The sequence below is a fragment of the Acinetobacter sp. EKM10A genome (genome assembly GCF_011075215.1).
Taxonomy (GTDB): Bacteria; Pseudomonadota; Gammaproteobacteria; order Pseudomonadales; family Moraxellaceae; genus Acinetobacter; species Acinetobacter baumannii.
The window spans coordinates 174,171-199,797 of sequence record NZ_JAALLK010000003.1; the positions used below are offsets into that span (position 1 = coordinate 174,171).

Consider the following 25,627-nt stretch of genomic DNA (forward strand, 5'->3'; position numbering starts at 1 on the left):
ATGAAGTATCTATTAAAAAGGTGTTTGCCGTGATTCATCATATCCCCAATGTTTTAAGCAAAGAGCAAGTTGCCGAGTTTCGTAAGCTCATGGAAGAAGCCAATTGGGTAGGTGGAAAAGTGACTGCTGGCACCTTGTCTGCTTCGGTGAAAAGAAATCAGCAACTCTCAGAACAAGATCCCCTTACCCATCATTTAAGTGATATCGTCATCAAAGCAATTTGGCAAAATCCTTTGTTTCAGGCCTCGGCCCTACCTCACAAAATTATTCCACCGCTTTTTAATCGTTATGATGAACATGAAAGTTTTGGTTTTCATGTAGACAACTCAATTCGCCTTATTCGTGGTACAGCGGAACAAATTCGTACGGATCTATCATGTACATTATTTTTAAGTGAACCCGATGAATATGAAGGTGGTGATCTGGTTATTGAAGATACCTATGGTTATCACGAAGTTAAATTACCTGCTGGTGACGTAGTTCTCTACCCATCTACCAGTCTACATGAAGTGAGTAGTATTACAGCAGGTACTCGTTTTGCTTCCTTTTTCTGGGTTCAAAGTCTAGTACGTGACGATAGTAAACGGCATCTTTTATTTAGTTTAGATGAAAGTATTCGTGAACTCCGTAAATCACATGGTGATAGCTATTCTGAAGTCATGAAATTAACTAATATTTATCACAACCTAATCCGTATGTGGTCAGAGCTGTAACACTATTTATTTTTGCCTTATTTGAGCTAATTAATTATTTTTATCTCAATAAGGCAAAATAATGAAAATTATTTTCGATAAAATATAAAACAATGCAAAATTAGAAAATTATTTTCTAAACACTGAAATTAAAATCTTTATAAGACTTTTGCACAACGTGTAATCATCGTTTAGATGTGGTATATCTAAACAATAAGCATATTTGCAAACCACCAAACTTACTATTTCATGGTCTATAGATGAAAACGAATCACTTGTTTGCCCAGCCTACTCAAGCAAGACATCATCTTGAACTCCTGATGCTGCGCCTCGCGCGCGTATAAATTTTTGTCTGCACTTTAGAGCAGACCTTTTAAATTCCCTTTAATTTTTCTGTATTAGATACCATATATAACTGTAGAACGTTGCCTTTTACACGATACCTAGAGCAACCGTGCTACGAGATAAGGAGTTTTCTCATGATGTTGGCTGACCCTAGCAAAAAATACCGCCGTATGTACCAGCGAGTCGATTTACCAGATCGCCAATGGCCAAATAACGAAATTACAAAAGCGCCAATCTGGATGAGCACGGATTTACGTGATGGTAACCAAGCAATTTTTGAACCGATGAATATGGAACAAAAGTTCAAAATGTTCAAAATGCTTGTAAAAATCGGTTTTAAACATATTGAAATCGGCTTCCCTTCTGCGTCTCAAATTGACTTCGATTTTACTCGTATGTTGATCGAAGAAAATCATATTCCTGATGATGTATACATTGAAGTATTGGTTCAGGCACGTGACCATTTAATTGAGCGTACTTTCGAAGCTTTAGCAGGTGCTAAACGCGCAATTGTGCATATTTATAACTCTAATTCTCCAACTTTCCGTCAAAAAGTGTTGAATGTAGATGTCAATGGTGCAAAACAATTGGCGGTGAATGCAGCTCAAAAAGTGAAAGAATATGCTGCGCAATATCCTGAAACTGACTGGATTTTCCAGTATAGTCCAGAATGTTTCTCTGCAACTGAATTAGAAGTAGCAAAAGAAGTCTGTGATGCGGTTACAGAAATTTGGGATGCACGCCCAGATCATAAAGTTATTTTGAACTTACCTGCGACTGTCGAAGTTTCAACACCAAATGTTTATGCAGACCAAATCGAATGGATGCATCGTAATTTGGCACGTCGTGATGGCGTCATTATTTCCGTTCACTGTCACAATGACCGTGGCTGTGGTATTGCTGCATCAGAACTTGCCATTATGGCAGGTGCCGACCGTGTGGAAGGCTGCGTATTTGGTAACGGCGAACGTACCGGTAACGTTGACGTTGCAGCAATTGCATTGAACATGTACACCCAAGGTGTAGCGCCAGAATTAGATTTCTCTAATATTAATGAAGTCATTGCAACGGTTGAAGAATGTACTGGTTTACCTGTACATCCTCGTCATCCATATGCAGGTGACTTGGTATTTACTGCATTCTCTGGTTCGCATCAGGACGCAATCAAAAAAGGCTTTGAATACCAGAAAAACGAAGAAATCTGGGATATGCCTTACTTGCCAATCGATCCGAAAGATTTGGGCCGCGACTATGATGCTGTCATTCGTGTGAATAGTCAGTCTGGTAAAGGCGGTATCGCTTACTTATTAGAATCAAACTATAACGTTGTATTGCCTCGTCGTTTACAAATCGAATTTAGTCAGGTTGTTCAACAATATACTGATGAGAATGGTACAGAGATTAGTGCTAAACAAATCTGGACTTTATTTAAAGACACGTATGTTGAAGTGAAAAACCACCATTACACGGTCAAAAACTATAAGTTATCTGACATTAATGGTACCCAAATTATTGAACTTGAGATTGATGTTGAAGGTGAAACTCAACAATTACGTGGCGAAGGTAATGGTCCTATCTCTGCATTCTTAAATGCACTTCAATTACCAATTGATGTATTGAACTACGAAGAACGCAGTATTAGTTCAGGTGCAAATGCCAAAGCATTAACCTTAATTGAACTTCAAGTGAAAGGTACAGGCAGAGGCTCATTTGGTGCAGGTGTTCACGACAACACAGTCACTTCATCTATTGAAGCTATTATTGCATGTACCAACCGTTTGATTGATCAAGGTGTTTTAAGTACAGATCAGGTTGTTGCCGCCGCTGTTTAATTAAAAAAAAGACTTTGGAAAGGATACCTAGCTTGGTATCCTTTCTTTTTATTCCTGAAAGATTTAAAAGGCGAAATGTTCCCGTGTCTTTTCCAGCTGACTCAGTGGGGTTAGTCACTCCGCAAAAGTTCCAATTTGAAGAACCCTTACATCTTGAATGTGGCCGTGTTTTACCGCGCTTTGAGTTAATGGTTGAAACTTACGGCACTTTAAATGCAGATAAATCAAATGCGATTTTAATCTGCCATGCCCTTTCCGGACATCATCATGCAGCGGGTTATCACCATGAAGATGATAAAAAAGCTGGATGGTGGGATAGCTGTATTGGCCCGGGCAAGGCAATCGACACAAATAAATTTTTTGTAGTTGCGCTTAATAATATTGGCGGATGTAGTGGATCAACCGGTCCAACTTCACCAAATCCTGAAAATGACAATCGTCCCTATGGTCCAGATTTCCCGTTAGTAACGGTCCGTGACTGGGTCAAAACTCAAGCCATGCTTTCTGACCGCTTAGGAATAAGTGTCTGGTATGCGGTGGTCGGTGGTTCTTTGGGTGGCATGCAGGCATTACAATGGTCGGTAGACTACCCTGACCGTTTACAAAAATGTGTCGTTATTGCCAGTGCGCCAAAGCTTTCAGCACAAAATATTGCGTTTAACGAAGTGGCACGTCAATCAATCCTGTCCGACCCGGACTTCCATCATGGCCGTTATTTGGAAAATGATAGCTATCCGAAGCGTGGTCTAATTTTGGCTCGTATGGTCGGCCATATTACCTATCTTTCTGAAGAAGCCATGAAACAAAAATTTGGTCGTGATTTAAAATCCGGCAAGTTTATGTACGGTTTTGATGTCGAGTTTCAGGTCGAAAGTTATCTCCGTTATCAAGGTGAACAGTTCAGTCGTAACTTTGATGCCAATACTTATCTCATTATGACCAAAGCTTTGGATTATTTTGATCCATCGCGTGAGTATGGCCACTCGCTTACAGAAGCGATGAGTAAAACCAAATGCCAGTTCCTGATTGTCTCGTTCACCACTGACTGGCGTTTTGCACCAAGCCGCTCACAAGAAATTGTAGATGCACTCATTACCAATCATAAACCGGTAAGTTATCTTGATATTGATGCTGAACAAGGTCATGACTCGTTCTTATTCCCGATTCCACTGTATGTCAAAACACTGCGCGCTTTCTTAGGCGGTGAAGAACATTTAAAATCGACATCACTGGAGGCAAGCTAATGCGTATTGATCAACAACTGGCAGAAAAGTGGATTAAACCCGGCTCTAGCGTACTCGATTTAGGGTGTGGTGACGGTGAATTACTCGCTCATATGAGCCAAAAGCATCAAATTCGTGCTTATGGTTTAGAAATTGATCAAGAAAAGATTGCAATTGCCGTCAGTCGCGGGTTAAATATTATTCAACAAGATTTGAATCTCGGTTTAAGCCGTTTTGCCGACCAGTCTTTTGACTATGTGGTTATGGCACAGGCTTTGCAAGCCGTAGATGCACCCGATGTTTTATTAAGAGACATGGTGCGTGTGGGTAAACAGGCCATTATCACTTTTCCAAACTTTGCACACTGGAAGACTCGCTCTTTTCTAGCATTAAAAGGGATGATGCCTGTATCGGATGCTCTACCATATATGTGGTATAACACCCCCAACATTCATTTATGTACGTTTAAAGATTTCGAAGCACTATGTGCGGAAAATCAAATACAAATTATTAATCGACTCGCCGTCAATGGAAACCAGCAGGGAAGCCTGTTAAGCAAACATGTTCCGAATTTGTTTGGTGAAGTCGCTATTTATCGAGTGAGTGCACTATGAAAAAGACATTATTTAGCACACTAATTGCAGGACTGCTAAGTATGCAGGCTCATGCAGATTATATCGCCCAGCCACAATCGGTTGCGAGCCAAGCTGCGCGCTTCTCCACAATGGGGATTCATGACCTTCAAAAAGCGGCTCAAGCTGGTCAAGCTGGAGCACAATTTTATCTTGGAACACGTTATCAATACGGTAAAGATGTAGCAAAAGACGATAAACAAGCATTTGCATGGTTTAAAGCTGCTGCTGATCAAGGTCTTTCACCTGCGCAATTAAATGTTGGCCGTATGTATGCTGATGGTATTGGCGTTAAGAAAGACGAAGCTATGGCTCGTAAATATTTCGAAAAAGCGGCAAGTAACGGCGATAACCGTGCAAGCTATAACCTTGCGATGATGGAAGAGCAAAAGAAAAACTACGTAGGTGCTTACCAGTGGTATGAACTTTCAACTCGTGATGGCATGCTCGACAATAAAGTGATTAGCTTATCTGAAGGTAAAAAAACAGCTCTTGCTGCAAACTTAACTCAAGAGCAAATCCGTATGGCACGTGACCGCGCGGATAAATGGATTCAAGCACAATAATAATCCAGCTTATACTTACTCGACTAAAACCACCTTATATCACCTATAAGGTGGTTTTAGTTTTTTAAGCTTCTAATTTTATATTCCATTTGTTTTGCTCTATATCCCCTTTCAAAAAACACGTAACATAGCTCACGTTCAATATTGGTTATAAAGTTTGGTTATCTTATGTCTACCCCACATTGGTTTGATCAGGGCTCTTTAGTCCTTGCAAGTAACAACAAAGGTAAAGTCGCAGAGTTTGAAAAACTTTTTGAACAGCTCAAGTTGCCTGTAGAAATTATTCCTCAGGGTCACCTAAATATTCCCGACGCCATTGAAGACGGCTTAAGCTTTATTGAAAATGCCATTATTAAAGCGCGTCATGCCTCTAAAATTTCAGGTAAACCTGCTATGGCTGACGACTCTGGTATTTGTGTTCCGGTTTTAGGGGGCGCACCTGGTATTTATTCAGCACGTTATGCTGGAGAACACGGTGACGATGCAGCGAATAATGCCAAATTATTAAATGACCTTTTGCCATTTCGTAAAAATGGTGAAGCGATTGAAGGTATGTTTGTGTGCGTACTTGCTTTAGTGACTCATGCGGAAGATCCATTGCCACAAATTTTCCAAGGTATCTGGCATGGTGAAATTTTAGAAGCGCCACGTGGTGAAAATGGTTTTGGTTATGACCCACTGTTCTGGTTGCCTGAGCTACAAGTTTCTAGCGCTGAGTTGTCTAAAGAAGAAAAAAATAAGATTAGTCATCGTGGACAAGCGATGCAGTTATTTAGAGAAAGTTTAGTATAATTTTTTTCCATATAGCCTTTGAATACCACGTTAGAAAGTATTCGGCTTTGTATAGGCAATACTTTACTTTTGTTTTGGCAAAAGTAACAAAACCATTTATGTCACTGACGGTACATCCTTGCTACCGCAGTGACATGGCGGCATCCATGCCGTCTTCGCACAAGTAAATGTGGGGAAGAAAATTTAAAATTAATTATAATGCTACATGTAAAAACATCGCATAAATCGCAATACACACACAACTCACAATCGTCCCTGATGCGATATAAGCAGCAGATCTCCCTGTCCCTTGATAATGTGTCTCTAACGCAACAATATTGGCTGCTGGCGGCAAGCAAAACATTAAAAACATTACACCGATTTGCTGATTTATATTTGGAATCGGTAAAAATCTATAACTTAATCCACAAAGTACAAATCCACAGGCCACTTTAAATGCTTGAGCTTTTGTACTGTAAATTAAATCTTTTGTATAAACTCTGGTACGACGCAGCCACATTCCAAGCACACACATACCTGCAAAAGTCATTGCAAATTTAGCAACCTCATAAACCCAATGTATAGCAGGGCTTTCGATATGTTGGGCCCCTAAAAGTCTGAGCACAACAGCACAGAATATCGATATACAAGGCGGAGAAGTTAAAACCTTTTTTAATATATTGAGCTTACTTTGCGGTGCCGTAGTAACGGCAGTCACAGCCCAAGCATTGCCAAAAAGCGACATTCCAATATATAAAGCAACAATTGGAGCAGTTGCTTCAGGACCGAATAAAGCCATAGCGAAAGGAAAACCAAGCCATCCCATGTTGGTATAACTTACGCAAAGTGCCAATAAGCGGTCTTTAAATAAAGCCAAATAAGCAAAGAAAATAATGAACGCCGAACCAAAACTAAAGAGCATTAAGCTCAAGCTTCCCGATTGATAAAAGACCATGTTGTAAATAATCACAATCGGAATCAGGAGTCGTGCAAGCCAAGCTGAGAGAATAGGTTTTACGGTTTCTGAAATGGAGGTCTGAGCAAGTAGAAGTCCTGTGATAAATGCCAATACAGGCAGTAATAATGCCACGCTCTCTCCTCTCGCTCGTCAAAATCAGCCTGTTATGCTACACCTTTTGATTTTGAAATGTATGATCTATTTCAAGTAAATTCGTCTAAGAACGAAGCTCAATAAAATTTAAAAATCCTCCAAAAAAATATCTTTAAAAATCTAGTCGTAAGTGTCTACTTATAAATATTGTCTTAAAAATGAAATATAAGTGTCACATTCCTGTCATGGCAACCTGTTGATATAAAGCGAACTAAAAAGAGGTATAAAATCATGGCTGGTTTATCTATTTGGCATGTCGTTATTTTCGCAATTGTCGTTATTTTATTGTTCGGTACATCTAAGCTAAAAAATATCGGTAAAGATGTAGGCGGTGCAGTAAGAGATTTTAAAAAGTCAGTTCGTGAAGAAGACGAAGCTGCATCTTTAAATAGCCCTCGTACAATTGATGCACAAGTTAAAACATCTGAAAGCACATCAGTGAAAAGCTAAAGGTTTGACCCATGCTTGATGTAGGAATGACAGAGTTACTCTGTTTTGCAATTATTGCAATTTTAGTTTTAGGTCCAGAGAAGCTTCCGGAAGCTGCACGCTTTGCAGGTCGCTGGTATGTTCGACTAAAACGCTATATTACGAATCTGCAAAACGAGATTGATCAGGAGCTACGTCTGTCTGAGTTCCGCAAAGAAATGCAAGAGGAACTTAACCGCATTGAAGCATTGGAACGTAAAGTACAACAACAGCTTGAAGAAATACAAAAACAGCAGGTTTCAGAATCTTTAGAAGCAACTGAAACAGCTAAAACAACACAAAAGCCTATTTGGAAATGTACTCCTATATCGGGCCATTACAAAGTGCCGTATCTGACTAAAGTTAAGCCTTTGGCTCCTCAAACTGATATTTCAGAAACATCTCCTGTTGAATTGAAGATTGCCGTATGAACCAACTGCCTTCAACCGCTGTAAATAGTCAAGAAAACCTAGACCAAATGCCAATCATGAATCATTTGGTGGTTTTAAGACGTCATTTATTTAGGATTGTAGGGGTAACATTATTCTTATTTTTTTGTTTACTGCCCTTTCGAAATCATACTTATCAATTATTATCTGAGCCTCTAAGGTTACAACTTCCTGCCTCATCTTCCATGATTGCAACGGATGTTACAGCAACCTTTATGGCGCCATTTAAACTTAATTTATTTGTTGCTCTCATGCTGGCAATGCCATTTATTCTTTATGAAATATGGTCTTTTGTTCGCCCGGCGCTTTATCAAAAAGAGCGTCATTTAGCGCTGCCGTTACTGATTGGTAGTATTATTTTATTTTATGCAGGTGTCGCTTTTGCTTATTACATTACCCTGCCTGCCATATTACATTTCTTTATTAGCGTTTCACCTGAAACAGTAGCACCAATGACCGACATTAATAGTTATTTAAGCTTCTGCTTAAAGCTATTTTTAGTGTTTGGTGTCACTTTTGAAATTCCTATCGCGACCTTGCTACTCATTTTGATTGGTGTGGTAAATACGCAAAGCCTTGCTGAAAAAAGACGTTTTATTATTGTAGGATGCTTCTTTGTAGCGATGTTTATTACCCCACCCGATGCGATTTCGATGGTGATGCTAGCAATTCCAATGTGGCTACTTTTCGAAATAGGCTTACTCTTCGGCAAAATTCTTGAGAAAAGAAAAACTCATTCTGCTGAATAAAAATAATATATAAAAGCCTGAACTAAGAAGTTCAGGATTTTTTTATGTAGAACGCTTTTAATCTACAAAGCAATAAACTGTCTTCAAAGTGACTTAAAAATGTAAGAAAAGTGTCATTTTCAATCCATAGAATCGACTCAACAAATATACACACAAAAGTTACGGATTTATTATGACTACTGCTTCTAACCACCCAACACGTCGCGATATTTTAAAATGGTTTACGGGGATCCCTTTTCTTCCATTAGGTGCGATGGCTACGGCAGCAACGTTAGCAGGTTGTAACGATAGCGATAACGACTCATCTATTGTCACTCCGTCAAAGCCAATTAACTTTAAGAATGCAACGTTCACTTCAATGCCAGCTCCTTCAACGGTAGCCGATATTGCCACAACAGCATGTGCATCAAAACTTGCTATTTCATGGGAAGACGGCAGCAAAACAGAATATCAACTCGCTTACAAACCATTCTTCTTAACAGGTACAGAAGTGCCTGATGGTAAAGGAGGAAAAGTCATCGCGGGTGGTTATTACGATATTAATAATAAGCCAATTATTGATAAATCAGTTGCAGGTAAAGAACGTCAATTCTTCTCTGACTGCCCAGATGGTAGTTCTCTCATTAGTTTCAAACAAGCAACAGGCAAAGATTTCACAGATGCTGACAAAAAAGCATTAGGTGTAACCGGTAACCCAGTGTTCCATGTGGTCCAATTTGAATATCTATCAAAAGACCAAAATGGTGGTGATACTTACGGTAAATTATCATCTCCGATTGCTGTCTTGACTTTAGATCAAGATCCAAAGACAGGTCACTTAACTTTAATTAAATACCATAACGTTGATACTTCAAGTGCACATGGGCTATGGATTACTTGTGGTGCAAGTTTATCTCCATGGGGAACTCATCTTTCTAGTGAAGAATACGAACCAGATGCTTTTGACCAAAAATTAGGTCAATCACTTTCAACACTTAAAGCCTTCAGTAAAAATATATATGGCGATGAAAACATTGCCAATCCATATAACTATGGCCACTTGCCAGAAATTACCGTAAATGCAGATGGTACTGGTCGCGTTACAAAGCACTATTGTTTAGGCCGTATTTCACACGAACTTGTACAGGTTTTCCCGGATAACCGCACTGTGTTAATGGGTGATGACTATACCAACGGCGGACTATTTATGTTCGTTGCAGATAAGGAGAAAGATTTATCTGCAGGTACACTCTACGTTGCAAAATATACAACAGTACTTAGTGATACAACGACTGGTCAGATTTCTTGGATCAGACTTGGTCATGCAACAAGTGCCGAGATTGAAAACCTCATCAAGAGCGGCATTAAAGGAACTGATATTTTTGAGTCAGTTCTACAAATTGCTAAATATCCAAGCGATGCAACAACAGCAGAGAAAGAGGCTATTGATGCAGGCGACAAAGGTACTCCTGAACAACAAGCTTTAGCCAAAGCTGCAAAAGAGCGTTTAAAACTACAACAAGCTGCCCAAAAAGCAGAATTAGAAGCTCAAGGTTTTAAATTTACTTATTTAAGTAAAACTGGTGTATATCTCAAGCTTAAAGATAATAGCGACAGAACAAAACTTGCAGCGGCTTTCCTTGAAACACACCGTTATGCTGCTTACATGGGTGCTTCAATGGCATTGACCAAAAACGAAGGCACAACAGTAAATATTGCAGATAAAAAAGCTTATTCGGCTTTAGCTAATATTGTCGATTCAATGGTTGAAGGTGGTAGCGGTTATCTTGCTGAGCACAACGTTAAATTCCCGAAAATCACTGCTGGTGGTATTTTGGAGCACACATTAACTGGTGGCCAGAAAGACAGCTCAAATGTTGCAATCAATAGTGAGTGGGTACCTAGCCAATCTAACCTTCTCATTAAAGGTAAAGATATTAGCTTTGACAGCTTAGGGAACACCGCTGACCCAGAGCAAATTGCTAGCCCTGATAACTTGAAGTTCTCAGAAAAACTTCGCACTTTATTTATCGGCGAAGACTCTGGTAACCACTTAAATAACTTCTTATGGGCTTATAACGTTGATACCAAACAGCTCATCCGTATTTTATCTACACCGGCAGGTGCTGAATCGACGGGTCTACATGCAGTCGACGAGGTAAATGGTTGGACTTACATCATGAGTAACTTCCAGCATCCTGGAGACGAATGGAACCGTTTCTATAAAGAAAAAGATGGTGTTCGTACTGGTATTAGCGCAGATTTACTTGCTCAAATTGATACTGCAATTAATACAAATTACAGTAATAAATTTGCAGCAGCAGTTGGCTATATCACCGCCGACCCAATTGCACCATCTGTTGTGAAGAAATAATTTCTTTCACCACTATAAAAGAGGCCTGCTTTATGCAGGTTTCTTTTATTTTTTAACGTCTCATTAGAAAATAAAATTCCTTCAACCTTTCACTAAACGGTCAAATATTTCATTAACTTATCATCAAAACGTCAAAGCCTCGTCACATTCACAAACTAAGCTCATGAAGACTTTTAGAACAATCTCTTTATTTACTTAGGAATTTCCCATGACAGAGCTGACGCCATATCATGAAGACCAAGAATTGGATAATAATACTTCTGACAATATCCACTTTCGTGACATTTTAGAACAACACATCAGTCGTCGTAGTTTAATCACCAAAGCAGCAAGCGGTGCAGTAGCACTGACTTTAGCTTCTACTTTAACAGGCTGTAATGATAACGATGATGACTCTGGCTCTAATAATGGTGGAACCACACCTGTAAACCCAAATAAAAAACCGGAAAAACTCACATTTACGCCTGTAGCTAAAAATTTAAATGATATTGTGACTGTACCGGAAGGTTATGAAGCTAATGTCATCTACGCTTTAGGTGACTCAATCAATCCAAGAGTTGGAGATTGGGACGACAATAATATTCCATCTGGCCCAAGCTTCCAGTTTCGCTCTGGCGACTGCCATGACGGCATGCATTATTTTGGCTTAAACACATCAACAAACCGCTTTGACGAGACTGTGTCAGCACAAGGTTTGTTGGTGATGAATCACGAATATATTAATCAGACCTTCCTTCATCCCAAAGGTCCTACAAAAGTGGATGGACGCCGCCCTGAAGATGAAGTCATTCGTGAAACCAATGCACATGGGGTTTCTGTAATTCATATTAAAAAAGATCCAACCACTCAAAAAGTAGAAATTGTTAAAAACTCTATTTTTAACCGTCGTATTACAGCTTCTACAGTTATGGAGTTTGCAGGTGCTGCAGCGGGTTCAAGCCTGCTTGCAACTCGCTTCTCACCTGCTGGACGTCAAACACGTGGCACTCATAATAACTGCGGTAACGGTTATACACCTTGGGGCACTTATTTAACCACTGAAGAAAACTTTATTGGTTATTTCCAACGTTCGGGTAGCGATGAATATGCACGTACAGATGCAGAAAAAATTGCATTAAAACGTTATGGTTTAGGCGTTAAAAAAGATGAACCTTATCTGTATGAGAAAGATGAAAAAGGTGCACCTAAAAAAGATAAAGATGGCAAGATCATTTACTTAAAAGATAAAAATGGTGAGTTAATCCCTAACGTTGATGAACAAGGGCGACAAATTTATTTAGGCACAAGTTCGCGTTACGGCTGGGAAACAGCAATTGGTCAAGTAGAGTCACAAGACTTGTATGATCGCTGGAATGCCGATGTAAAAGCAGCTCAAGCTACCCAAGATTACCGAAATGGACCAAATACATTTGGCTGGATGGTTGAGATTGATCCATTTGATGGGCGCCAAAATCCGGTTAAACGTACTTCATTAGGCCGTTTCGCACATGAAGACAGTGCTTGCCGTGCCGTAGTAGGTCAACCATTAGCATTTTATATGGGTGATGACTCTCGTGGTGAATACATCTATAAATTCGTTTCAACCGCTGTGTGGGACACCAAAGATATAAACGGTGGTTATACAGCTGGCGACAAATACATGAATGCAGGCAAATTGTATGTTGCTAAGTTTAATAACGATGGTTCAGGTCAATGGATTGAACTTGCTTATGGCAAAAATGGCTTAAATGAAAGCAACACTACCTACCCGTTTAAGTCACAGGCAGATGTTGTTACATTTGCACGCTTAGCAGCGGATTCTGTAGGTGCAACAAAAATGGACCGCCCAGAATGGTGTACGGTCAACCCAGTAAACGGTGAAATCTATGTCACACTCACCAATAACTCAAATCGTGGTAAAGACTATGCAACTGATGCAGCCAATCCACGTAACTACACAGACCTATATGCAGGCACAAAAGAACAAAAAGGAAACGTAAACGGTCATATCATCCGTTTTAAAGAAACTGATGACAAAACAACTGCTGAAACCTTCAAATGGGATATCTACCTATTTGGCGCAGAAGCATCAATGGCTTCAAACATCAACTTATCCGGCTTAACAGATAACAATGATTTTTCATCTCCGGATGGTATGTGGTTTGACCCACGTGGCGTTCTCTGGATTGAAACCGATGACGGCGCTTACACTGATGTTACTAACTGTATGATGCTTGCAGCTCTGCCGGGTCAAATCGGTGATGGTGGTACAGCAACAACTTCAAATGGTCAGCAGACCATAACAGGTGCCAAAGTTACAGACGCAACATTACGTCGTTTCTTAGTCGGACCAAAGCAATGTGAAATTACTGGTATTGCCATGACTCCTGACTACAAAGCAATTTTCATTAATGTTCAGCACCCTGGTGAAGATTCACCAAGTTACGCGAAACCAGAAAGTAACTGGCCTGCCACACAAAAAGACCCAAGCAATAAAACTGCGCGCCCACGCTCAGCAACTGTTGTGATTACTCGTAAAGATGGCGGCGTTATTGCCGGTTAATTGATTTACCCAGAAAAATGCCGATCACTTGATCGGCATTTTTTATTTCTATCGATTTAAGAGAACCTGTTGCTGCACAATTTGACCACTATGTTCACCTTGCTGGGTCTTTTCCAACCATATCCATTCATTATTGGTCATTCTTAAAAAATTCGAACACCGTGTTCCATATACGGGGCTTTGAATAAAAGTCGATGACAATAATTCTTCCATTTCCGACTGAATGCCCGTGTTTGGCAACAATGCTGTGGTGACCTTACGCTCATCTTCTAAAATATCCCACGCTGCATGCTGCAAACTTAACTCTTCTGTTTTGTGCTGATGCATAGGCAAGAACTCTTGCGTAAAACGTGTACGTAAATGTCTGGTTTTTTCCCAGTGATCGGACATTAAACCATTCGAAACCACATATACGCCGTTGGCTAATACTTGAGGAGCCTCACCGCGGTTACTCATATAGACCGCCTGATCAGCAGTTCCCATAAACAGGTTAAAACCAGCAAAGTTCTGTTGCTGTTGTTCTAATTGCTGAGCAAAGCGAATCGGTAACAAATCAGACTCTAAAAAAGCCTGAACCAAATGACCACGAGAAGTCTCATATTGTTTTTTATCACGTCCATCACGGAAATTAGTTAACACAGCCCATCGGCCCTGCGGCGTAACACCCATCCAAGTACCACCCGACTGTAAGTCTTGCCCTGCAATGATTGGCGTATGTTCCCATTGATGCAACAATGCGGTTGGTCGATGATAAAATTCATCACGATTTGAAATCAGACACAAGGGCATATCATCCAGAACATGCCATGCTAAAGCCACAATACACATTGATTCTTGTTCCCTATGTTTACACATTGAATGTACAACATTTTTCACATCATTCCGCTACAATCTGTCAAAACGTAAGATCAAGGAGCAGCAATGCTGACCTATCCTAATATCGATCCGGTCGCAATACATCTAGGACCTCTTCAAGTCCATTGGTATGGACTCATGTATTTATTGGCATTTTTATGTGCTTGGGGGCTTGCTTCCTACCGTGCCAAACAGCGTGATGGCTGGACATCGGACATGGTTTCCGATCTGGTGTTTTACGGCGCCTTAGGTGTTGTACTCGGCGGACGTATCGGCTATGTGCTTTTCTATGAGTTTGATAAATTCCTTGAAAACCCAATCTGGTTATTCCAAGTCTGGACAGGTGGTATGAGCTTCCACGGCGGCTTCTTAGGCGTCATGATCGCAATGCTATTCTGGTGTAAAAAATATCAAAAAACATGGTTCCAGACACTCGACTTTGTTGCCCCATGTGTACCGACAGGCTTAATGTTCGGACGTATTGGTAACTTTATTGGCGGAGAGTTATATGGCCGTGCGGTCACAGATCCGAATTATCCATTCGGAATGATTTTCCCAACCGATCCATTACATCTGGTTCGTCACCCTTCTCAAATCTACCAAGCACTTTGCGAAGGGCTATTACTCTTTATTATTTTGTGGTGGTTTAGCTCAAAACCACGCCCACGTATGGCTGTATCTGCTCTATTTTTAATGGGTTATGGTGTTGCACGCTTTGTGATGGAGTTCTTCCGTCAGCCGGATGCCGACCAAGGTTTCATCTTGTTTGGCTGGATGACGAAAGGACAAATCCTCACCGTTCCAATGCTACTGATAGGCCTTTGGATGATGTGGTATGCCTACCAAAAGAAAATTTATGACTGGGGCCCTCAAAAGAACAGTTAACATCTAAATCAGAGGAGTTTCGGCTCCTCTTTTTTATGCTACAGTTTTTATCTCCCAAGAAAGAAGATTCGCCATGCTGGAATTCTGGTTTAATACGCAAGTCCCGACTTTTAAAAAATTAATCATTTTAATTATTACCCTCTTAATCTGTATTGGGTTATATCAATATCAACCATTGCCTTTAGATACCATTTTGATGTTTACAGGAACTGGGGTTATTTTTTTAATCTGCCGTTACTTTAAATTGCATTTTGCTCAAAGTAACCCGACTGGTTTACTTTACCGCCTATTTACGTGGGTTCCTATCGCTCTTTTATTTGCACTTATCTTTGTAAAAACCATGCCTAACTTGCTGATCTGGGGCGTTCAAGGAATCGCTTTTATGGCGCTTGCTGCTTTTATTTTTTCACCTCAATCGTTATTTAACAAATAGGCTCATTTTTATGTTGGCTTATTGGTATAACGCACCGCGTCACATCAAACTCATCTTCATTATTGTCGTTTGTGCTGCAATTTATGCAGCCAATCAAGTCCAGCCTTTATCGCCGACTTACACTGTTCTTAGTCTCGTGTTAGGGTTCGGGCTTCATTTCGGGCAATATTTACAAACAAAAATTCCAGAGCACAGTTCATATAAACTTAAGCTCCATTTTCTGCTTAGAATTTACCCTCTCATTATTGTTGCTATTATAATGTGGTTACTGCCCCCTCAACACAATTGGATCGCAACACTACAAGCTTTAGGCTTTGTACTGGTTGGATTTTTTCTTGTTTCGATTTATCAAAATCGGGCCAAACGTTTTTAAACAGTAAATGTAGCTCTCTTTCCTACCTATCGTTAAAGCATGCTATTATCTTCCACGGTTTATTAATCCATGAACCGTCTCCCCATTTTATTTTATGGAAATTAATCCGAACTCGAGAGTGTTATGCGTGCATATTTAGACCTTCTACAACATATCCTTGATAATGGCGGTGACAAAGGCGACCGTACAGGCACAGGAACCCGTTCTGTATTTGGTCATCAAATGCGTTTTGATCTCTCTAAGGGTTTTCCTTTACTCACCACAAAAAAAGTTCACTTTCGTTCTATCGTGATTGAGTTACTTTGGTTCTTAAAAGGCGATACTAACGTTAAGTACTTACAAGACAATAAAGTCACCATTTGGGATGAATGGGCAACAGCAGAACAAACTGCCCGTTTCGGCCGCCCAGAACATGAGCTTGGCCCAGTTTATGGCCATCAATGGCGTAATTTCGGCGCAACTAAAAATGCCGATGGTACTTATAACCAAGATGGTTTTGACCAAATTAAATGGTTAATTAATGAAATTAAAACCAACCCAAATTCACGCCGTTTAATTGTCTCTGGCTGGAACCCAAATGAGGCTGGACAAGTTGCTTTACCGCCTTGCCATACGCTCTTCCAATTCTTCGTACAAGACAACAAGTTGTCATGCCAGCTTTATCAACGTAGTGCTGACGTATTCTTAGGCGTGCCATTTAATATTGCCAGCTATGCCCTACTCACCCATATGATTGCTCAAGTGTGTGGCTTAGGTGTTGGTGATTTTGTTTGGACAGGTGGCGATACGCATCTTTATGCCAACCATTTTGAGCAGGCAAAACTACAATTGACGCGTGAGCCATTACCACTTTGCCAATTAAAACTTAATCCAGATGTTAAAGATATTTTCGACTTCAAATTTGAAGACATCGAGATTGTAGGTTACGAGTCACATCCGGCAATTAAAGCACCAGTTGCAGTATAACGACGGCTTAAATTTCATTAGATTACGGTTTAGAGAATAAGATTATGGCATGGCAAAATGTAGAAGTTGTCCACGTTGTCGCAATGGACAAAAATCACTGTATTGGTAAAGGCAATGCGTTGCCATGGCATATCTCTGCCGACTTAAAACACTTTAAAGAAATCACACAAGGTGGTGTGGTGATCATGGGCCGCAAAACGCTTGAGTCTATGGGCCGTGCTCTACCGAACCGTGTGAACTGGGTAATTACCCGTGACATTAACTGGCATTTTGACGGCGTAAAAATTGCGTATTCAATTGAAGATGCTTTAAATGCTGCTTTAGAAGATGCCAAAAACACCGAAAAGCAAGCTTTATTCATTATTGGTGGTGGTGAAATCTTTAAGCAAACCTTGTCAATTGCAGACCGTCTTGAGCTCACTCATGTTGACTTAGATGTACAAGGTGATGCACATTATCCAACAATACCGAGTGAATTTCACAAAACTGCAAGCGAACAGCAAGTAGATGAAAAATCAGGAACTTCATTCGAATTTGCCACTTATAAAAAATAATTTTCTGGTCGCCTATGCACAATATCGGAACACGTGAATTTATTATCGCCCTCCTCTTCGGCGCTTTACATAGTTTATTCACGTTGTTTATTGTGCTTTCCAGCATTTGGGTATGCTTAGCCCTATGGGTCCAACAACCTTTTGGCTGGTTAGGCAGCCGTATTATTATTGGCATATGGATTGCCTTTGCTTTAAGTATGGCGGGCTTATATTTTAATGGGCATATTATTAGCCGTCGTACAGACGTTTTAATCTACCTATTAGCTTTTGCCTGCTCTTTGGTTTGGTACTTTTCGATTACTGCACGTCAAGACCGTGACTGGAACCCTGAAGTTGCCAATATGCTAAGTTACGAAAAACACGGCGATGTTATTACTTTGCATAATGTCCGTAACTTCAACTGGCATCCTGATGGAACCTATGATGTCCGCTGGGAAACCCGTACTTTTGACCTGAACCAGTTAAATGGCATAAATATTATTACTTCTTACTGGATGGGGCCACAAATTGCCCATACGCTAGTAAGTTTCGAATTTAAAAATCAACAACCTTTAGTTTTTTCGATCGAAATTCGAAAAGAAAAGACTGAAGAGTTTTCAGCAATTGGCGGCTTCTTTAGAAAATATGAACTGAGCTTAATTGCATCTGATGAAAAAGATATTGTCTACACGCGTAGCAATATCCGTAAAGAGCAAGTTTATAATTTCCCGGTCAATATGCCTCGCTCTGAGCAAAAAGCGCTCTTTTTAGAATATCTTAAAAAAGCAGATGAACTACATGCAGAACCAAAGTGGTACAATACGCTCACAAGTAATTGTACAACGTTAATTTTTGATATGGTTCAAGCCATTAACCCATATCAGCTTCCTAAAGATTATCGGTTAATTGCCTCTGGTTACTTACCTAATTATTTATATGATCTTAAAGCACTCGATCAAAATATTAGCTTGAAACAGTGGTACCAAATTGCACACATTAACCCACGTACTGAACATTTCGAACAATTTGCAGACCAAAGCAGTGAGCATTTCTCTCAAATTGTTCGACAGGGTTTACCTAAAGTAAAATGAAATAAGTAATGCAATTTTCTTTACTTTTTTATACACGCTTTACTTTGTAATCTAACTAGATAAACCCTATTGTAATAGGCAGGAAATAGAGGAAAAAACAATGCAACAGGCATTATTTGGCGGCGGCTGTTTTTGGTGCGTCGAAGCCGTATTTTTACAAATACGTGGTGTAGAAAAAGTAACAAGTGGTTATGCTGGTGGGCATACAACTCACCCAACTTATGAGCAAGTATGTCAAGGTGACACTCAGCATGCTGAAGTGGTTCTTATCGACTTTGATGAACAACAAGTTACATATTCTCAGTTACTTGATGTGTTCTTTGCAACGCATGATCCAACGACTTTAAACCGCCAAGGTAATGATATTGGTACTCAATATCGCTCTGTTATTTACTATTTTAATGAAGAGCAAAAGCAGGCAGCAGAACACACCATTCAGACATTAAAAGATGACGATCTTGATATTGTGACTGAATTATCTCCTGCTCCTACGTTCTATCCAGCAGAAGACTATCATCAAAATTACTATGAAAAGAACCCTTCACAAGGTTACTGCAACTTTGCAATCCCACCTAAACTGTTAAAGTTACATAGTAAATTCCAACATCTCATGAAAAATTAATAAATGAGAAAATAAAAAAGCAACCGAATTGGTTGCTTTTTTATTACGTGAAACTAGATTTTAGTTTTCACTTACAAAGGCAATATCGCTCAGTCCGGCTTCACTGGCGCGAGACATTACCTGAGCAACAGTATCGTACTTCGACTCTTTATCAGCGCGAAGTTGAACTGTCGGTTTAACCGCACCTTGACCTGCTTCTTGGAAACGTTTTTGAAGCTCATCAAGGCTAATTACTTGAGTATCCCAAGCCACTTCACCATTTGCATTGATACTAATCGTAATTGCTTTTGGTGGTGGATCAATAATTTCAGCAGTTGTTTTAGGAAGCGTTAATGGAATCGATGGGTTGGCAACTGTTGCTGTGACCAAAAAGATGATCATTAACACCAACATAATGTCGATTAGCGGAATGAGATTCATCTCATTCATGCCACTATCGTGGTCTTCACCCAATTGAAAAGCCATTAAGCTTGACCTCCAACATAACTTTGCTGTGCAGTTTTAACATCAGACTTTACAGTTGAGTCTTGCTGCAACATGGTGTCGATTAACAAACTGTGTGCTTGATCTTGTAAATCATGAGCAAGGCCACGATTCGCACGTACACAAATGTTATAAGCCAATACCGCTGGAATCGCAACTGCAAGACCAAGACCAGTCATAATAAGTGCTTCACCTACTGGTGTAGCCACTTGAGCTAAACCTGCCTGTCCGCTCTTACCAACAGCAACTAACGCGTGGAAAATACCCCATACTGTACCAAACAAACCAACGAATGGTGCAATTGAAGCAATTGTTCCTAAAACTGAAATACCTTTATCAGCATTGGCTTTCTCAGCAGAAATCTGACGCAATAATGCTTGCTCTGCAACTGCTTTACGTTGTTCAAAACTCAAAGGTTGTAACTTTGCTTTGAGCGAAGTAATAGCCTGAGAGAGTTGAGCATAAGCTTGTTGTTTTAGTTGGCGAGTCCCCATCAAACGTAAGATGAAAACTGTCCAGGTAGCAATCGACATTGCCAATAAGATGAAATACAGGGTTTTACTCACTGCATCTGCATGTTGCCAATAGATTGAAAAGTTCATATTCGAACTCCTGATTAAGGTTAGCCGTTGGGACTCAAATTCGTTTAAGGGGTTAAGTCAAACGGTTGCTCTGCTTTAATTGGATAAGCAACACCGTTTTCCATATAAGGTTTAAATTTTGCACTACGTACAGCGCGGACTACCTTGTCATCTAGACTTGGAATACCGCTGCTACGGGTTACGCGCACGTTAGTAATCTTGCCTTTCTCATCGGCTTCAATAAGTACAACAACCGAGCGTGCTTCGCCCTGTAAATCTTTTGGTGAAACAGTCAAACGTGGTGAGCGGCTCCACTGTACACCCGAACCGCCAATTGAAACGCGTTTTGGCGATGGATCTGGAGCAGGTTGAGCTTTAGGTGCTTCTTGAACCACTGGCTTTGGCTTTTCAACGACTTTTTCAGTCACAGTAGTCGTTGGCGTTACTATTTTTGGTTCAACTTTAGGTTCTGTTTTTACTGTTTCTTTAGGTGTTTCAGCCTTTTTGACCTGCTGAATTTTTTCCACTTTTTTAGGTGGAGTTACAGGTTTCTCAACAACTTTAACCTCTTTCACTTCTTTTTTAGGTTCCGGCTTTTTAGGCGGTTCTTTTGGTTTTGGTGGTAAAGGTTTTGGTTGCTCTTGAATTTTTACAAAACGGACTTGTAAAGGTTTCTTTTCAATTGGCTTTAGTTCAGCAGGCTTAATGTGGCTGACTGCCCATAAGACCCCGATATGACCAATTGCAACCGCAATTAGTGCCGTGATGACTTTCTTTTTCATCGGATTGGGAGAGTTTAAGGCTGCGGAAGATTGACTCATAAGAATCTAATTACCTAATGGATGATGATTTCGGTTTTCAATTTATAGAAACGATTTCAAACATCGGATAGAACAATAAAGTGCCACAATAATAAATGAGAAGTGTTTTCATTTGCAACTACTTTTTTATGAAAACATTCCTCATTATCGCGAGGTCTAACTTGATAAAGTGATATCACCTTAGTTTTCTCATGCTTAGACAACGCACTAAAATTTGTAAGCTCCCTATTTTCACTTATCAGATCGCGCTCAGCTTAAAAAATAATTAAGTAGCTAGATATTAAAAGTAATCTATAGAGCAACAGACTCTAGTTATGTTATAACATTTTAAATTTATTTTAGCCATAAAAAAAGCACGCTCAAAAGCATGCTTTTAAAGGAATATAAGTTGTTAGAAAACAACAGTCTTATTGCCATCTACAATAATTCGGTCTTCTAAATGCCATTTAACAGCACGAGCTAATACATTACGTTCAACATCTTCGCCAAGCTCACGTAACTGCTCAACATTATAATCATGGCTCACACGTTCAACGTCTTGCTCAATAATTGGGCCTTGGTCTAGGTCAGCAGTCACATAGTGAGCTGTTGCACCAATCAACTTTACACCTTTTTCATATGCTTGCTTGTATGGGTTTGCGCCCACAAAAGCAGGTAAGAATGAGTGGTGAATATTGATAATTTTCATTTCCCATTTAGAAACAAAATCTTCGCTTAAAATCTGCATGTAACGTGCTAGAACTAACAAGTCATTGCCTTGCATCATTTCATGAATTTGAGCATAAGCTTCCGCTTTATTGTCTTTAGTTACTTTAATGACTGTAAATGGAATACCAAAGTTTTCAACCGCTTCACGTAAATCTTCGTGGTTAGAAATTACGTGGGTAATTTCACACGGTAAAGAACCACGTGCATGACGCCACAATAGCTCAAGCAAAGCATGGTCAACTTTAGAAACTAAAATACCAACCTTTTTAATATCATTAACAAAAGCAAGACGCCATTGCATGCCATAACGTTCCGCTACATTTGCTGCGAAAGTCTGAATTAAAGCATCTTTACGAGACTGTAAATGATCAAGTTCAAATTCAACACGCATGAAATAACGTCCGCCTTGAGCTTCCGTCGCATACTGATCAAGCGCGGTAATGTTTGCACCCTGATGGTACAAAAAGCTCGATACAGCCTGTACGATCCCAGGCTTGTCTTCACAAGTAATCAGTAAACGGGCTGTATTGGCAGTGGTCATATTCATTTGGTTAATATCACTTAATTGAGACAAAATTTTGATAAGCCGAGTATTCTAGCGCTCTAAATAAACAAGCACAACTATTCATCTTTTAGGGACGATAAGCTGGCAAAAAGATCCGAAGGTCCAAGCGACTCCAATAATTGCTCATAAGTCGCGCGGCTTTCCCCCATTAAATAAGGGCCTTCTAAAAAAACCATTTGCCGTAAAGCTTGCCAAACCCATTTTTCTTCAAGGTGGTTATTGTCACTAATGTGTCCGGACATATATAGAAAGTTGGTCCAGTTGGTTAAGACAATCCAGAGGTTAATAATGAGCGCTTCAATTTCCGATGGCGTCATTTTCATAAGCCCAGCATCAACAAAGGCCTGATAAATTCTTTGCCCTTGCTGCATGACCTGCCCTGCAAACCGAGGATAGATCTTTTTAAAGTCTTCGTTACTTTCAACTAAATGATAAACATCACGGTGAATAAAACGATAGTTCCATAGCTGACCACTGAGCACCTGAAAATAATTAATTTTATCATTGGTCGTTAATGGTCTGTCCTCAGGTAAAGAGAGCATTTCTAAAGTCTCGACCTGATATTGGTGCATTAATTCCTTAATGATTTCATGCTTGTTTCGAAAGTGATAATACAAGTTTCCAGGACTAATCCCCAACTCTGCAGCAATATGATTGGTAGTGACAGACCGTTCGCCACGCTCATTAAAAAGCTGCAAACTGATTTGTAAAATCCGGTCTTTTGTCTTCAGAGCTTTAGGTAGAGACATTTTAATAACCTTCGTTAATTCATATGGTTAAGACTTGCACACAGAAACCAACTTGACTCTTTAGAGTATTTACTCTAAAAAATAAGTATATCAGTATATTTGGTAAGTACCGATGAACAGTCAAACAAAAACAAATCCAGAGACTCAGGTTCCTTATGATGTTAAGCATTTACATGATTTGCTTGAGCAGCAAAAGATTGCCTACTTACGTCATCCGGTACCCACTGCTAAAGAGCGTATTGATCGTTTAGCCCGTCTTAAAAGAGTCTTGGTAAAATATCAAGATCAGATTGCCGAAGCAATTAACCTTGATTATGGCAATCGTGCCATTATGGAAACCAAAATTGGTGAGTTACTTACCTGTCTTGAACAAATCAAGTATTACAGTAAGAACCTGACCGGATGGATGAAACCATCAAAACGCCATATCAGTGTATTACATCAGCCAGCAAAAGGTTGGGTACAATATCAACCAATGGGTGTTATTGGCATTATTACACCTTGGAACTATCCATTACTACTTTCCGTTGGCCCACTCATCTGTGCTTTGGCGGCTGGTAACCATGCCATGATCAAAATTTCGAGTGCTTCTCCAAACTTTGGACAAGTTCTTGAAAATGCACTTTCTGAAGCTTTTCCACAAGAATTGGTTGCTGTGGTTAATGGCGGTGGTGTGATCTCTGATGCGTTTAGTCACCTGCCTTTTGACAAAATGATTTTCACAGGCTCGACTTCTGTCGGTAAAACAGTCATGGCGGCTGCAGCTCAAAACCTTGTGCCAGTCATTCTTGAGTTGGGTGGTAAATCTCCTGCGCTTGTACATGCTTCCGTAGACATGAAAGATGTCGCACAGCGTATTGCTGTGGGTAAATTATGGAATGCAGGCCAAACTTGCGTTGCGCCAGACCATATTTTCTTGCCGCGTGGTAAAACTGCCGAGTTCATTGAAAACTTTAAATTGATTGTGGCTGGAATGTATCCTCATTTCCGTAACAATCAAGACTACACATCTATTATTAATGATAAGCAGTACAACCGTATTCAAGGCTATCTAGAAAATGCCCGTGATCAGGGTGCTCGTATTATTGAAATTAATCCTCAAAATGAAATTTTAGATGATGTCCGCAAAATTGCACCGACTCTGGTTACTGGTGTAACAACTGCAATGGATATTATGCAAAATGAAATTTTTGGTCCTGTTCTACCAATTTTAGAATATGACCAAATAGAAGAAGTCATCGAATTTATTAATAGTCGACCACGTCCTTTAGCAATGTATTATTTTGATTATGATCAGGCACGCGCTGATTATATCTCTCAACATACTCATTCAGGGCATTTCGGAATTAACATGGTGATTACCCATGTAGCACAAGATGATTTACCTTTTGGCGGTATTGGTGCGTCAGGTATGGGTAAATATCACGGACCGGAGGGCTTTTTTGGGCTTTCGCATGAACGTTCGGTCATGTCAAATCCAAAACTTTATAGCTTGAAATATATTCTTCCACCGTTCAATAAACCGATTCATCGCTTCATTTCGAAAACCTTGTTGCGTTAACTGATCAAGGCATGATCTGTTATACTAGATCATGCCTCGTTTTTACCAATTTCGCTTGTCTTTTAATCGTATTTTTGGTATAAAACGCCCCTTGAATGAATTCATCCGTTTACATTTAGTATGACTGGCCACAGATTTGCTGTTGGCTAAATCAATGGAGTTACACCATGTCTAAGGTTTGCCAAGTTACCGGCAAGCGTCCAGTCGTTGGTAACAACGTCTCACACGCCAACAACAAAACCAAGCGCCGGTTCGAGCCGAACCTGCACCACCACCGTTTCTGGTTAGAAAGCGAAAAACGTTTTGTACGTCTTCGTTTAACCACTAAAGGTATGCGTATTATTGACAAATTGGGTATCGAAAAGGTTGTTGCAGACCTTCGTGCTCAAGGTCAAAAGATCTAAGGAGTCTGAGCAATGCGTGATAAGATTCGCCTCGTTTCTTCAGCTGGTACAGGTTACTTCTATACCACGACTAAAAACAAACGTACTATGCCGGAAAAAATGGAAATCAAAAAATTTGATCCAAAAATCCGTCAACACGTGATTTTCAAAGAAGCTAAAATCAAATAATTTTAGCCTCGAAAAAAAACGACTTCTTTATGAAGTCGTTTTTTTTTGCATTTTTTTTATACCTGCCTTTTTGTTAAACTTTCCACATATTCCGCC

28 protein-coding genes are annotated in these 25,627 nt (G+C 39.9%); 21 read left to right on the forward strand and 7 right to left on the reverse strand.

The annotated features are described in order from the left end of the window. Positions 1-29 precede the first annotated feature (29 nt). The 6 genes from G9371_RS05495 (at position 30) to rdgB (ending at position 6,082) form a co-directional block, all read left to right on the forward strand. Complete coding sequence (locus G9371_RS05495) at positions 30-713, forward strand: Fe2+-dependent dioxygenase (RefSeq protein WP_029423676.1); 684 nt, start codon at positions 30-32, stop codon at positions 711-713. A gap of 458 nt (positions 714-1,171) precedes the next feature. Beyond that, on the forward strand, positions 1,172-2,869 hold the full coding sequence (leuA, locus tag G9371_RS05500; RefSeq protein WP_000978841.1) for a 2-isopropylmalate synthase: 1,698 nt from the start codon (positions 1,172-1,174) through the stop codon (positions 2,867-2,869). An 83-nt stretch (positions 2,870-2,952) separates the two neighbouring features. Continuing rightward, positions 2,953-4,113, forward strand: coding sequence for a homoserine O-succinyltransferase MetX (gene metX, locus G9371_RS05505; RefSeq protein WP_000009640.1), 1,161 nt, complete (start codon positions 2,953-2,955; stop codon positions 4,111-4,113). Beyond that, on the forward strand, positions 4,113-4,706 hold the full coding sequence (metW, locus tag G9371_RS05510) for a methionine biosynthesis protein MetW (protein ID WP_001217230.1): 594 nt from the start codon (positions 4,113-4,115) through the stop codon (positions 4,704-4,706). The genes metX and metW overlap by 1 nt, the downstream gene beginning before the upstream one ends. Further along, a complete protein-coding gene (locus G9371_RS05515) occupies positions 4,703-5,290 on the forward strand; it encodes a tetratricopeptide repeat protein (RefSeq protein ID WP_000751692.1) in 588 nt (195 codons plus the stop codon). Before metW ends, G9371_RS05515 begins: the two co-directional genes overlap by 4 nt. A gap of 168 nt (positions 5,291-5,458) precedes the next feature. Continuing rightward, positions 5,459-6,082 (forward strand): RdgB/HAM1 family non-canonical purine NTP pyrophosphatase, encoded by a 624-nt coding sequence (gene rdgB / locus G9371_RS05520; protein WP_000106709.1) that lies wholly within the window; start codon positions 5,459-5,461, stop codon positions 6,080-6,082. A 193-nt stretch (positions 6,083-6,275) separates the two neighbouring features. On the opposite strand, the gene G9371_RS05525 is transcribed toward rdgB, so the two are convergent. Further along, positions 6,276-7,151 carry an AEC family transporter gene (locus G9371_RS05525; RefSeq protein WP_001196404.1) on the reverse strand — a complete coding sequence of 292 codons (876 nt, stop codon included), beginning with the start codon at positions 7,149-7,151 and terminating at the stop codon, positions 6,276-6,278. A gap of 252 nt (positions 7,152-7,403) precedes the next feature. On the opposite strand from G9371_RS05525, the gene G9371_RS05530 reads away from it, so the two are divergent. The 5 genes from G9371_RS05530 to G9371_RS05550 all read left to right on the forward strand — a co-directional run bounded on the left by G9371_RS05530 (position 7,404) and on the right by G9371_RS05550 (position 13,733). Continuing rightward, entirely contained in the window at positions 7,404-7,622 is a 219-nt protein-coding gene (locus G9371_RS05530; protein ID WP_000908081.1) for a Sec-independent protein translocase subunit TatA, read from the forward strand. 11 nt (positions 7,623-7,633) lie between these two features. After that, positions 7,634-8,071, forward strand: a complete 438-nt coding sequence (gene tatB, locus G9371_RS05535; protein WP_000887763.1) for a Sec-independent protein translocase protein TatB — start codon at positions 7,634-7,636, stop codon at positions 8,069-8,071. Next, positions 8,068-8,838 carry a twin-arginine translocase subunit TatC gene (gene tatC, locus G9371_RS05540; protein WP_001072722.1) on the forward strand — a complete coding sequence of 257 codons (771 nt, stop codon included), beginning with the start codon at positions 8,068-8,070 and terminating at the stop codon, positions 8,836-8,838. The genes tatB and tatC overlap by 4 nt, the downstream gene beginning before the upstream one ends. Before the next feature lie 172 nt (positions 8,839-9,010). Further along, entirely contained in the window at positions 9,011-11,191 is a 2,181-nt protein-coding gene (locus tag G9371_RS05545) for a PhoX family protein (RefSeq protein ID WP_000205461.1), read from the forward strand. 208 nt (positions 11,192-11,399) lie between these two features. Then, positions 11,400-13,733: a PhoX family protein gene (locus G9371_RS05550; protein ID WP_029423677.1), complete on the forward strand. Its 2,334-nt coding sequence runs from the start codon at positions 11,400-11,402 to the stop codon at positions 13,731-13,733. A gap of 48 nt (positions 13,734-13,781) precedes the next feature. Here G9371_RS05550 and G9371_RS05555 read toward each other — a convergent pair whose 3' ends face one another. Beyond that, positions 13,782-14,561, reverse strand: a complete 780-nt coding sequence (locus G9371_RS05555; protein WP_029423678.1) for an NRDE family protein — start codon at positions 14,559-14,561, stop codon at positions 13,782-13,784. 93 nt (positions 14,562-14,654) lie between these two features. On the opposite strand from G9371_RS05555, the gene lgt reads away from it, so the two are divergent. From lgt to msrA, 7 genes are all read left to right on the forward strand, one after another. Beyond that, on the forward strand, positions 14,655-15,473 hold the full coding sequence (lgt, locus tag G9371_RS05560) for a prolipoprotein diacylglyceryl transferase (protein ID WP_000959085.1): 819 nt from the start codon (positions 14,655-14,657) through the stop codon (positions 15,471-15,473). A 73-nt stretch (positions 15,474-15,546) separates the two neighbouring features. Then, positions 15,547-15,906 (forward strand): hypothetical protein, encoded by a 360-nt coding sequence (locus G9371_RS05565; protein WP_000889270.1) that lies wholly within the window; start codon positions 15,547-15,549, stop codon positions 15,904-15,906. A gap of 10 nt (positions 15,907-15,916) precedes the next feature. Further along, positions 15,917-16,279: a hypothetical protein gene (locus tag G9371_RS05570; protein ID WP_029423679.1), complete on the forward strand. Its 363-nt coding sequence runs from the start codon at positions 15,917-15,919 to the stop codon at positions 16,277-16,279. A 123-nt stretch (positions 16,280-16,402) separates the two neighbouring features. Next, positions 16,403-17,245, forward strand: coding sequence for a thymidylate synthase (gene thyA / locus G9371_RS05575; RefSeq protein ID WP_001203168.1), 843 nt, complete (start codon positions 16,403-16,405; stop codon positions 17,243-17,245). Between the two features lie 44 nt (positions 17,246-17,289). Then, positions 17,290-17,799: a dihydrofolate reductase gene (locus G9371_RS05580; RefSeq protein WP_000312548.1), complete on the forward strand. Its 510-nt coding sequence runs from the start codon at positions 17,290-17,292 to the stop codon at positions 17,797-17,799. Between the two features lie 14 nt (positions 17,800-17,813). Next, complete coding sequence (locus G9371_RS05585; RefSeq protein WP_029423680.1) at positions 17,814-18,869, forward strand: DUF4105 domain-containing protein; 1,056 nt, start codon at positions 17,814-17,816, stop codon at positions 18,867-18,869. 100 nt (positions 18,870-18,969) lie between these two features. Continuing rightward, positions 18,970-19,491 carry a peptide-methionine (S)-S-oxide reductase MsrA gene (gene msrA, locus G9371_RS05590; protein ID WP_001183413.1) on the forward strand — a complete coding sequence of 174 codons (522 nt, stop codon included), beginning with the start codon at positions 18,970-18,972 and terminating at the stop codon, positions 19,489-19,491. A gap of 60 nt (positions 19,492-19,551) precedes the next feature. Here the strand turns inward: msrA and G9371_RS05595 are convergent, their stop codons facing one another. The 5 genes from G9371_RS05595 to G9371_RS05615 all read right to left on the reverse strand — a co-directional run bounded on the left by G9371_RS05595 (position 19,552) and on the right by G9371_RS05615 (position 23,398). Beyond that, on the reverse strand, positions 19,552-19,956 hold the full coding sequence (locus tag G9371_RS05595) for an ExbD/TolR family protein (RefSeq protein ID WP_000885431.1): 405 nt from the start codon (positions 19,954-19,956) through the stop codon (positions 19,552-19,554). Next, the gene (locus G9371_RS05600) at positions 19,956-20,576 is read right to left on the reverse strand and encodes a MotA/TolQ/ExbB proton channel family protein (RefSeq protein ID WP_001011664.1); all 621 of its coding nucleotides are present in this window, start codon (positions 20,574-20,576) and stop codon (positions 19,956-19,958) included. Before G9371_RS05600 ends, G9371_RS05595 begins: the two co-directional genes overlap by 1 nt. 44 nt (positions 20,577-20,620) lie before the next feature. Beyond that, positions 20,621-21,376: an energy transducer TonB gene (locus G9371_RS05605; protein ID WP_000083586.1), complete on the reverse strand. Its 756-nt coding sequence runs from the start codon at positions 21,374-21,376 to the stop codon at positions 20,621-20,623. Between the two features lie 391 nt (positions 21,377-21,767). Beyond that, entirely contained in the window at positions 21,768-22,631 is an 864-nt protein-coding gene (gene purU / locus G9371_RS05610) for a formyltetrahydrofolate deformylase (RefSeq protein WP_001057506.1), read from the reverse strand. A gap of 74 nt (positions 22,632-22,705) precedes the next feature. Then, a complete protein-coding gene (locus G9371_RS05615) occupies positions 22,706-23,398 on the reverse strand; it encodes a TetR/AcrR family transcriptional regulator (protein ID WP_000056618.1) in 693 nt (230 codons plus the stop codon). A 112-nt stretch (positions 23,399-23,510) separates the two neighbouring features. Here G9371_RS05615 and G9371_RS05620 point away from each other — a divergent pair, with 112 nt between their 5' ends. The 3 genes from G9371_RS05620 (at position 23,511) to rpmG (ending at position 25,531) form a co-directional block, all read left to right on the forward strand. After that, positions 23,511-24,959 (forward strand): coniferyl aldehyde dehydrogenase, encoded by a 1,449-nt coding sequence (locus G9371_RS05620; protein WP_001088254.1) that lies wholly within the window; start codon positions 23,511-23,513, stop codon positions 24,957-24,959. A gap of 167 nt (positions 24,960-25,126) precedes the next feature. Continuing rightward, on the forward strand, positions 25,127-25,363 hold the full coding sequence (gene rpmB, locus G9371_RS05625) for a 50S ribosomal protein L28 (RefSeq protein WP_000048256.1): 237 nt from the start codon (positions 25,127-25,129) through the stop codon (positions 25,361-25,363). Between the two features lie 12 nt (positions 25,364-25,375). Next, positions 25,376-25,531, forward strand: a complete 156-nt coding sequence (rpmG, locus tag G9371_RS05630; RefSeq protein WP_001205031.1) for a 50S ribosomal protein L33 — start codon at positions 25,376-25,378, stop codon at positions 25,529-25,531. The last annotated feature ends 96 nt before the right edge of the window (positions 25,532-25,627 follow it).

What these genes read in the sequence shown, in the direction of transcription:
- G9371_RS05550 (WP_029423677.1), top strand. Translation starts at nt 11,400, where the DNA reads ATGACAGAGCTGACGCCATATCATGAAGACCAAGAATTGGATAATAAT.
- rpmG (WP_001205031.1), top strand. Translation starts at nt 25,376, where the DNA reads ATGCGTGATAAGATTCGCCTCGTTTCTTCAGCTGGTACAGGTTACTTC.
- G9371_RS05620 (WP_001088254.1), top strand. Translation starts at nt 23,511, where the DNA reads ATGAACAGTCAAACAAAAACAAATCCAGAGACTCAGGTTCCTTATGAT.
- G9371_RS05605 (WP_000083586.1), bottom strand. Translation starts at nt 21,376, where the DNA reads ATGAGTCAATCTTCCGCAGCCTTAAACTCTCCCAATCCGATGAAAAAG.
- tatC (WP_001072722.1), top strand. Translation starts at nt 8,068, where the DNA reads ATGAACCAACTGCCTTCAACCGCTGTAAATAGTCAAGAAAACCTAGAC.
- G9371_RS05615 (WP_000056618.1), bottom strand. Translation starts at nt 23,398, where the DNA reads ATGTCTCTACCTAAAGCTCTGAAGACAAAAGACCGGATTTTACAAATC.
- G9371_RS05565 (WP_000889270.1), top strand. Translation starts at nt 15,547, where the DNA reads ATGCTGGAATTCTGGTTTAATACGCAAGTCCCGACTTTTAAAAAATTA.
- purU (WP_001057506.1), bottom strand. Translation starts at nt 22,631, where the DNA reads ATGAATATGACCACTGCCAATACAGCCCGTTTACTGATTACTTGTGAA.
- rdgB (WP_000106709.1), top strand. Translation starts at nt 5,459, where the DNA reads ATGTCTACCCCACATTGGTTTGATCAGGGCTCTTTAGTCCTTGCAAGT.
- thyA (WP_001203168.1), top strand. Translation starts at nt 16,403, where the DNA reads ATGCGTGCATATTTAGACCTTCTACAACATATCCTTGATAATGGCGGT.
- G9371_RS05545 (WP_000205461.1), top strand. Translation starts at nt 9,011, where the DNA reads ATGACTACTGCTTCTAACCACCCAACACGTCGCGATATTTTAAAATGG.
- msrA (WP_001183413.1), top strand. Translation starts at nt 18,970, where the DNA reads ATGCAACAGGCATTATTTGGCGGCGGCTGTTTTTGGTGCGTCGAAGCC.
- G9371_RS05555 (WP_029423678.1), bottom strand. Translation starts at nt 14,561, where the DNA reads ATGTGTATTGTGGCTTTAGCATGGCATGTTCTGGATGATATGCCCTTG.
- G9371_RS05580 (WP_000312548.1), top strand. Translation starts at nt 17,290, where the DNA reads ATGGCATGGCAAAATGTAGAAGTTGTCCACGTTGTCGCAATGGACAAA.
- leuA (WP_000978841.1), top strand. Translation starts at nt 1,172, where the DNA reads ATGATGTTGGCTGACCCTAGCAAAAAATACCGCCGTATGTACCAGCGA.
- G9371_RS05515 (WP_000751692.1), top strand. Translation starts at nt 4,703, where the DNA reads ATGAAAAAGACATTATTTAGCACACTAATTGCAGGACTGCTAAGTATG.
- tatB (WP_000887763.1), top strand. Translation starts at nt 7,634, where the DNA reads ATGCTTGATGTAGGAATGACAGAGTTACTCTGTTTTGCAATTATTGCA.
- G9371_RS05600 (WP_001011664.1), bottom strand. Translation starts at nt 20,576, where the DNA reads ATGAACTTTTCAATCTATTGGCAACATGCAGATGCAGTGAGTAAAACC.
- rpmB (WP_000048256.1), top strand. Translation starts at nt 25,127, where the DNA reads ATGTCTAAGGTTTGCCAAGTTACCGGCAAGCGTCCAGTCGTTGGTAAC.
- G9371_RS05595 (WP_000885431.1), bottom strand. Translation starts at nt 19,956, where the DNA reads ATGGCTTTTCAATTGGGTGAAGACCACGATAGTGGCATGAATGAGATG.
- G9371_RS05585 (WP_029423680.1), top strand. Translation starts at nt 17,814, where the DNA reads ATGCACAATATCGGAACACGTGAATTTATTATCGCCCTCCTCTTCGGC.
- metW (WP_001217230.1), top strand. Translation starts at nt 4,113, where the DNA reads ATGCGTATTGATCAACAACTGGCAGAAAAGTGGATTAAACCCGGCTCT.
- G9371_RS05530 (WP_000908081.1), top strand. Translation starts at nt 7,404, where the DNA reads ATGGCTGGTTTATCTATTTGGCATGTCGTTATTTTCGCAATTGTCGTT.
- G9371_RS05570 (WP_029423679.1), top strand. Translation starts at nt 15,917, where the DNA reads ATGTTGGCTTATTGGTATAACGCACCGCGTCACATCAAACTCATCTTC.
- lgt (WP_000959085.1), top strand. Translation starts at nt 14,655, where the DNA reads ATGCTGACCTATCCTAATATCGATCCGGTCGCAATACATCTAGGACCT.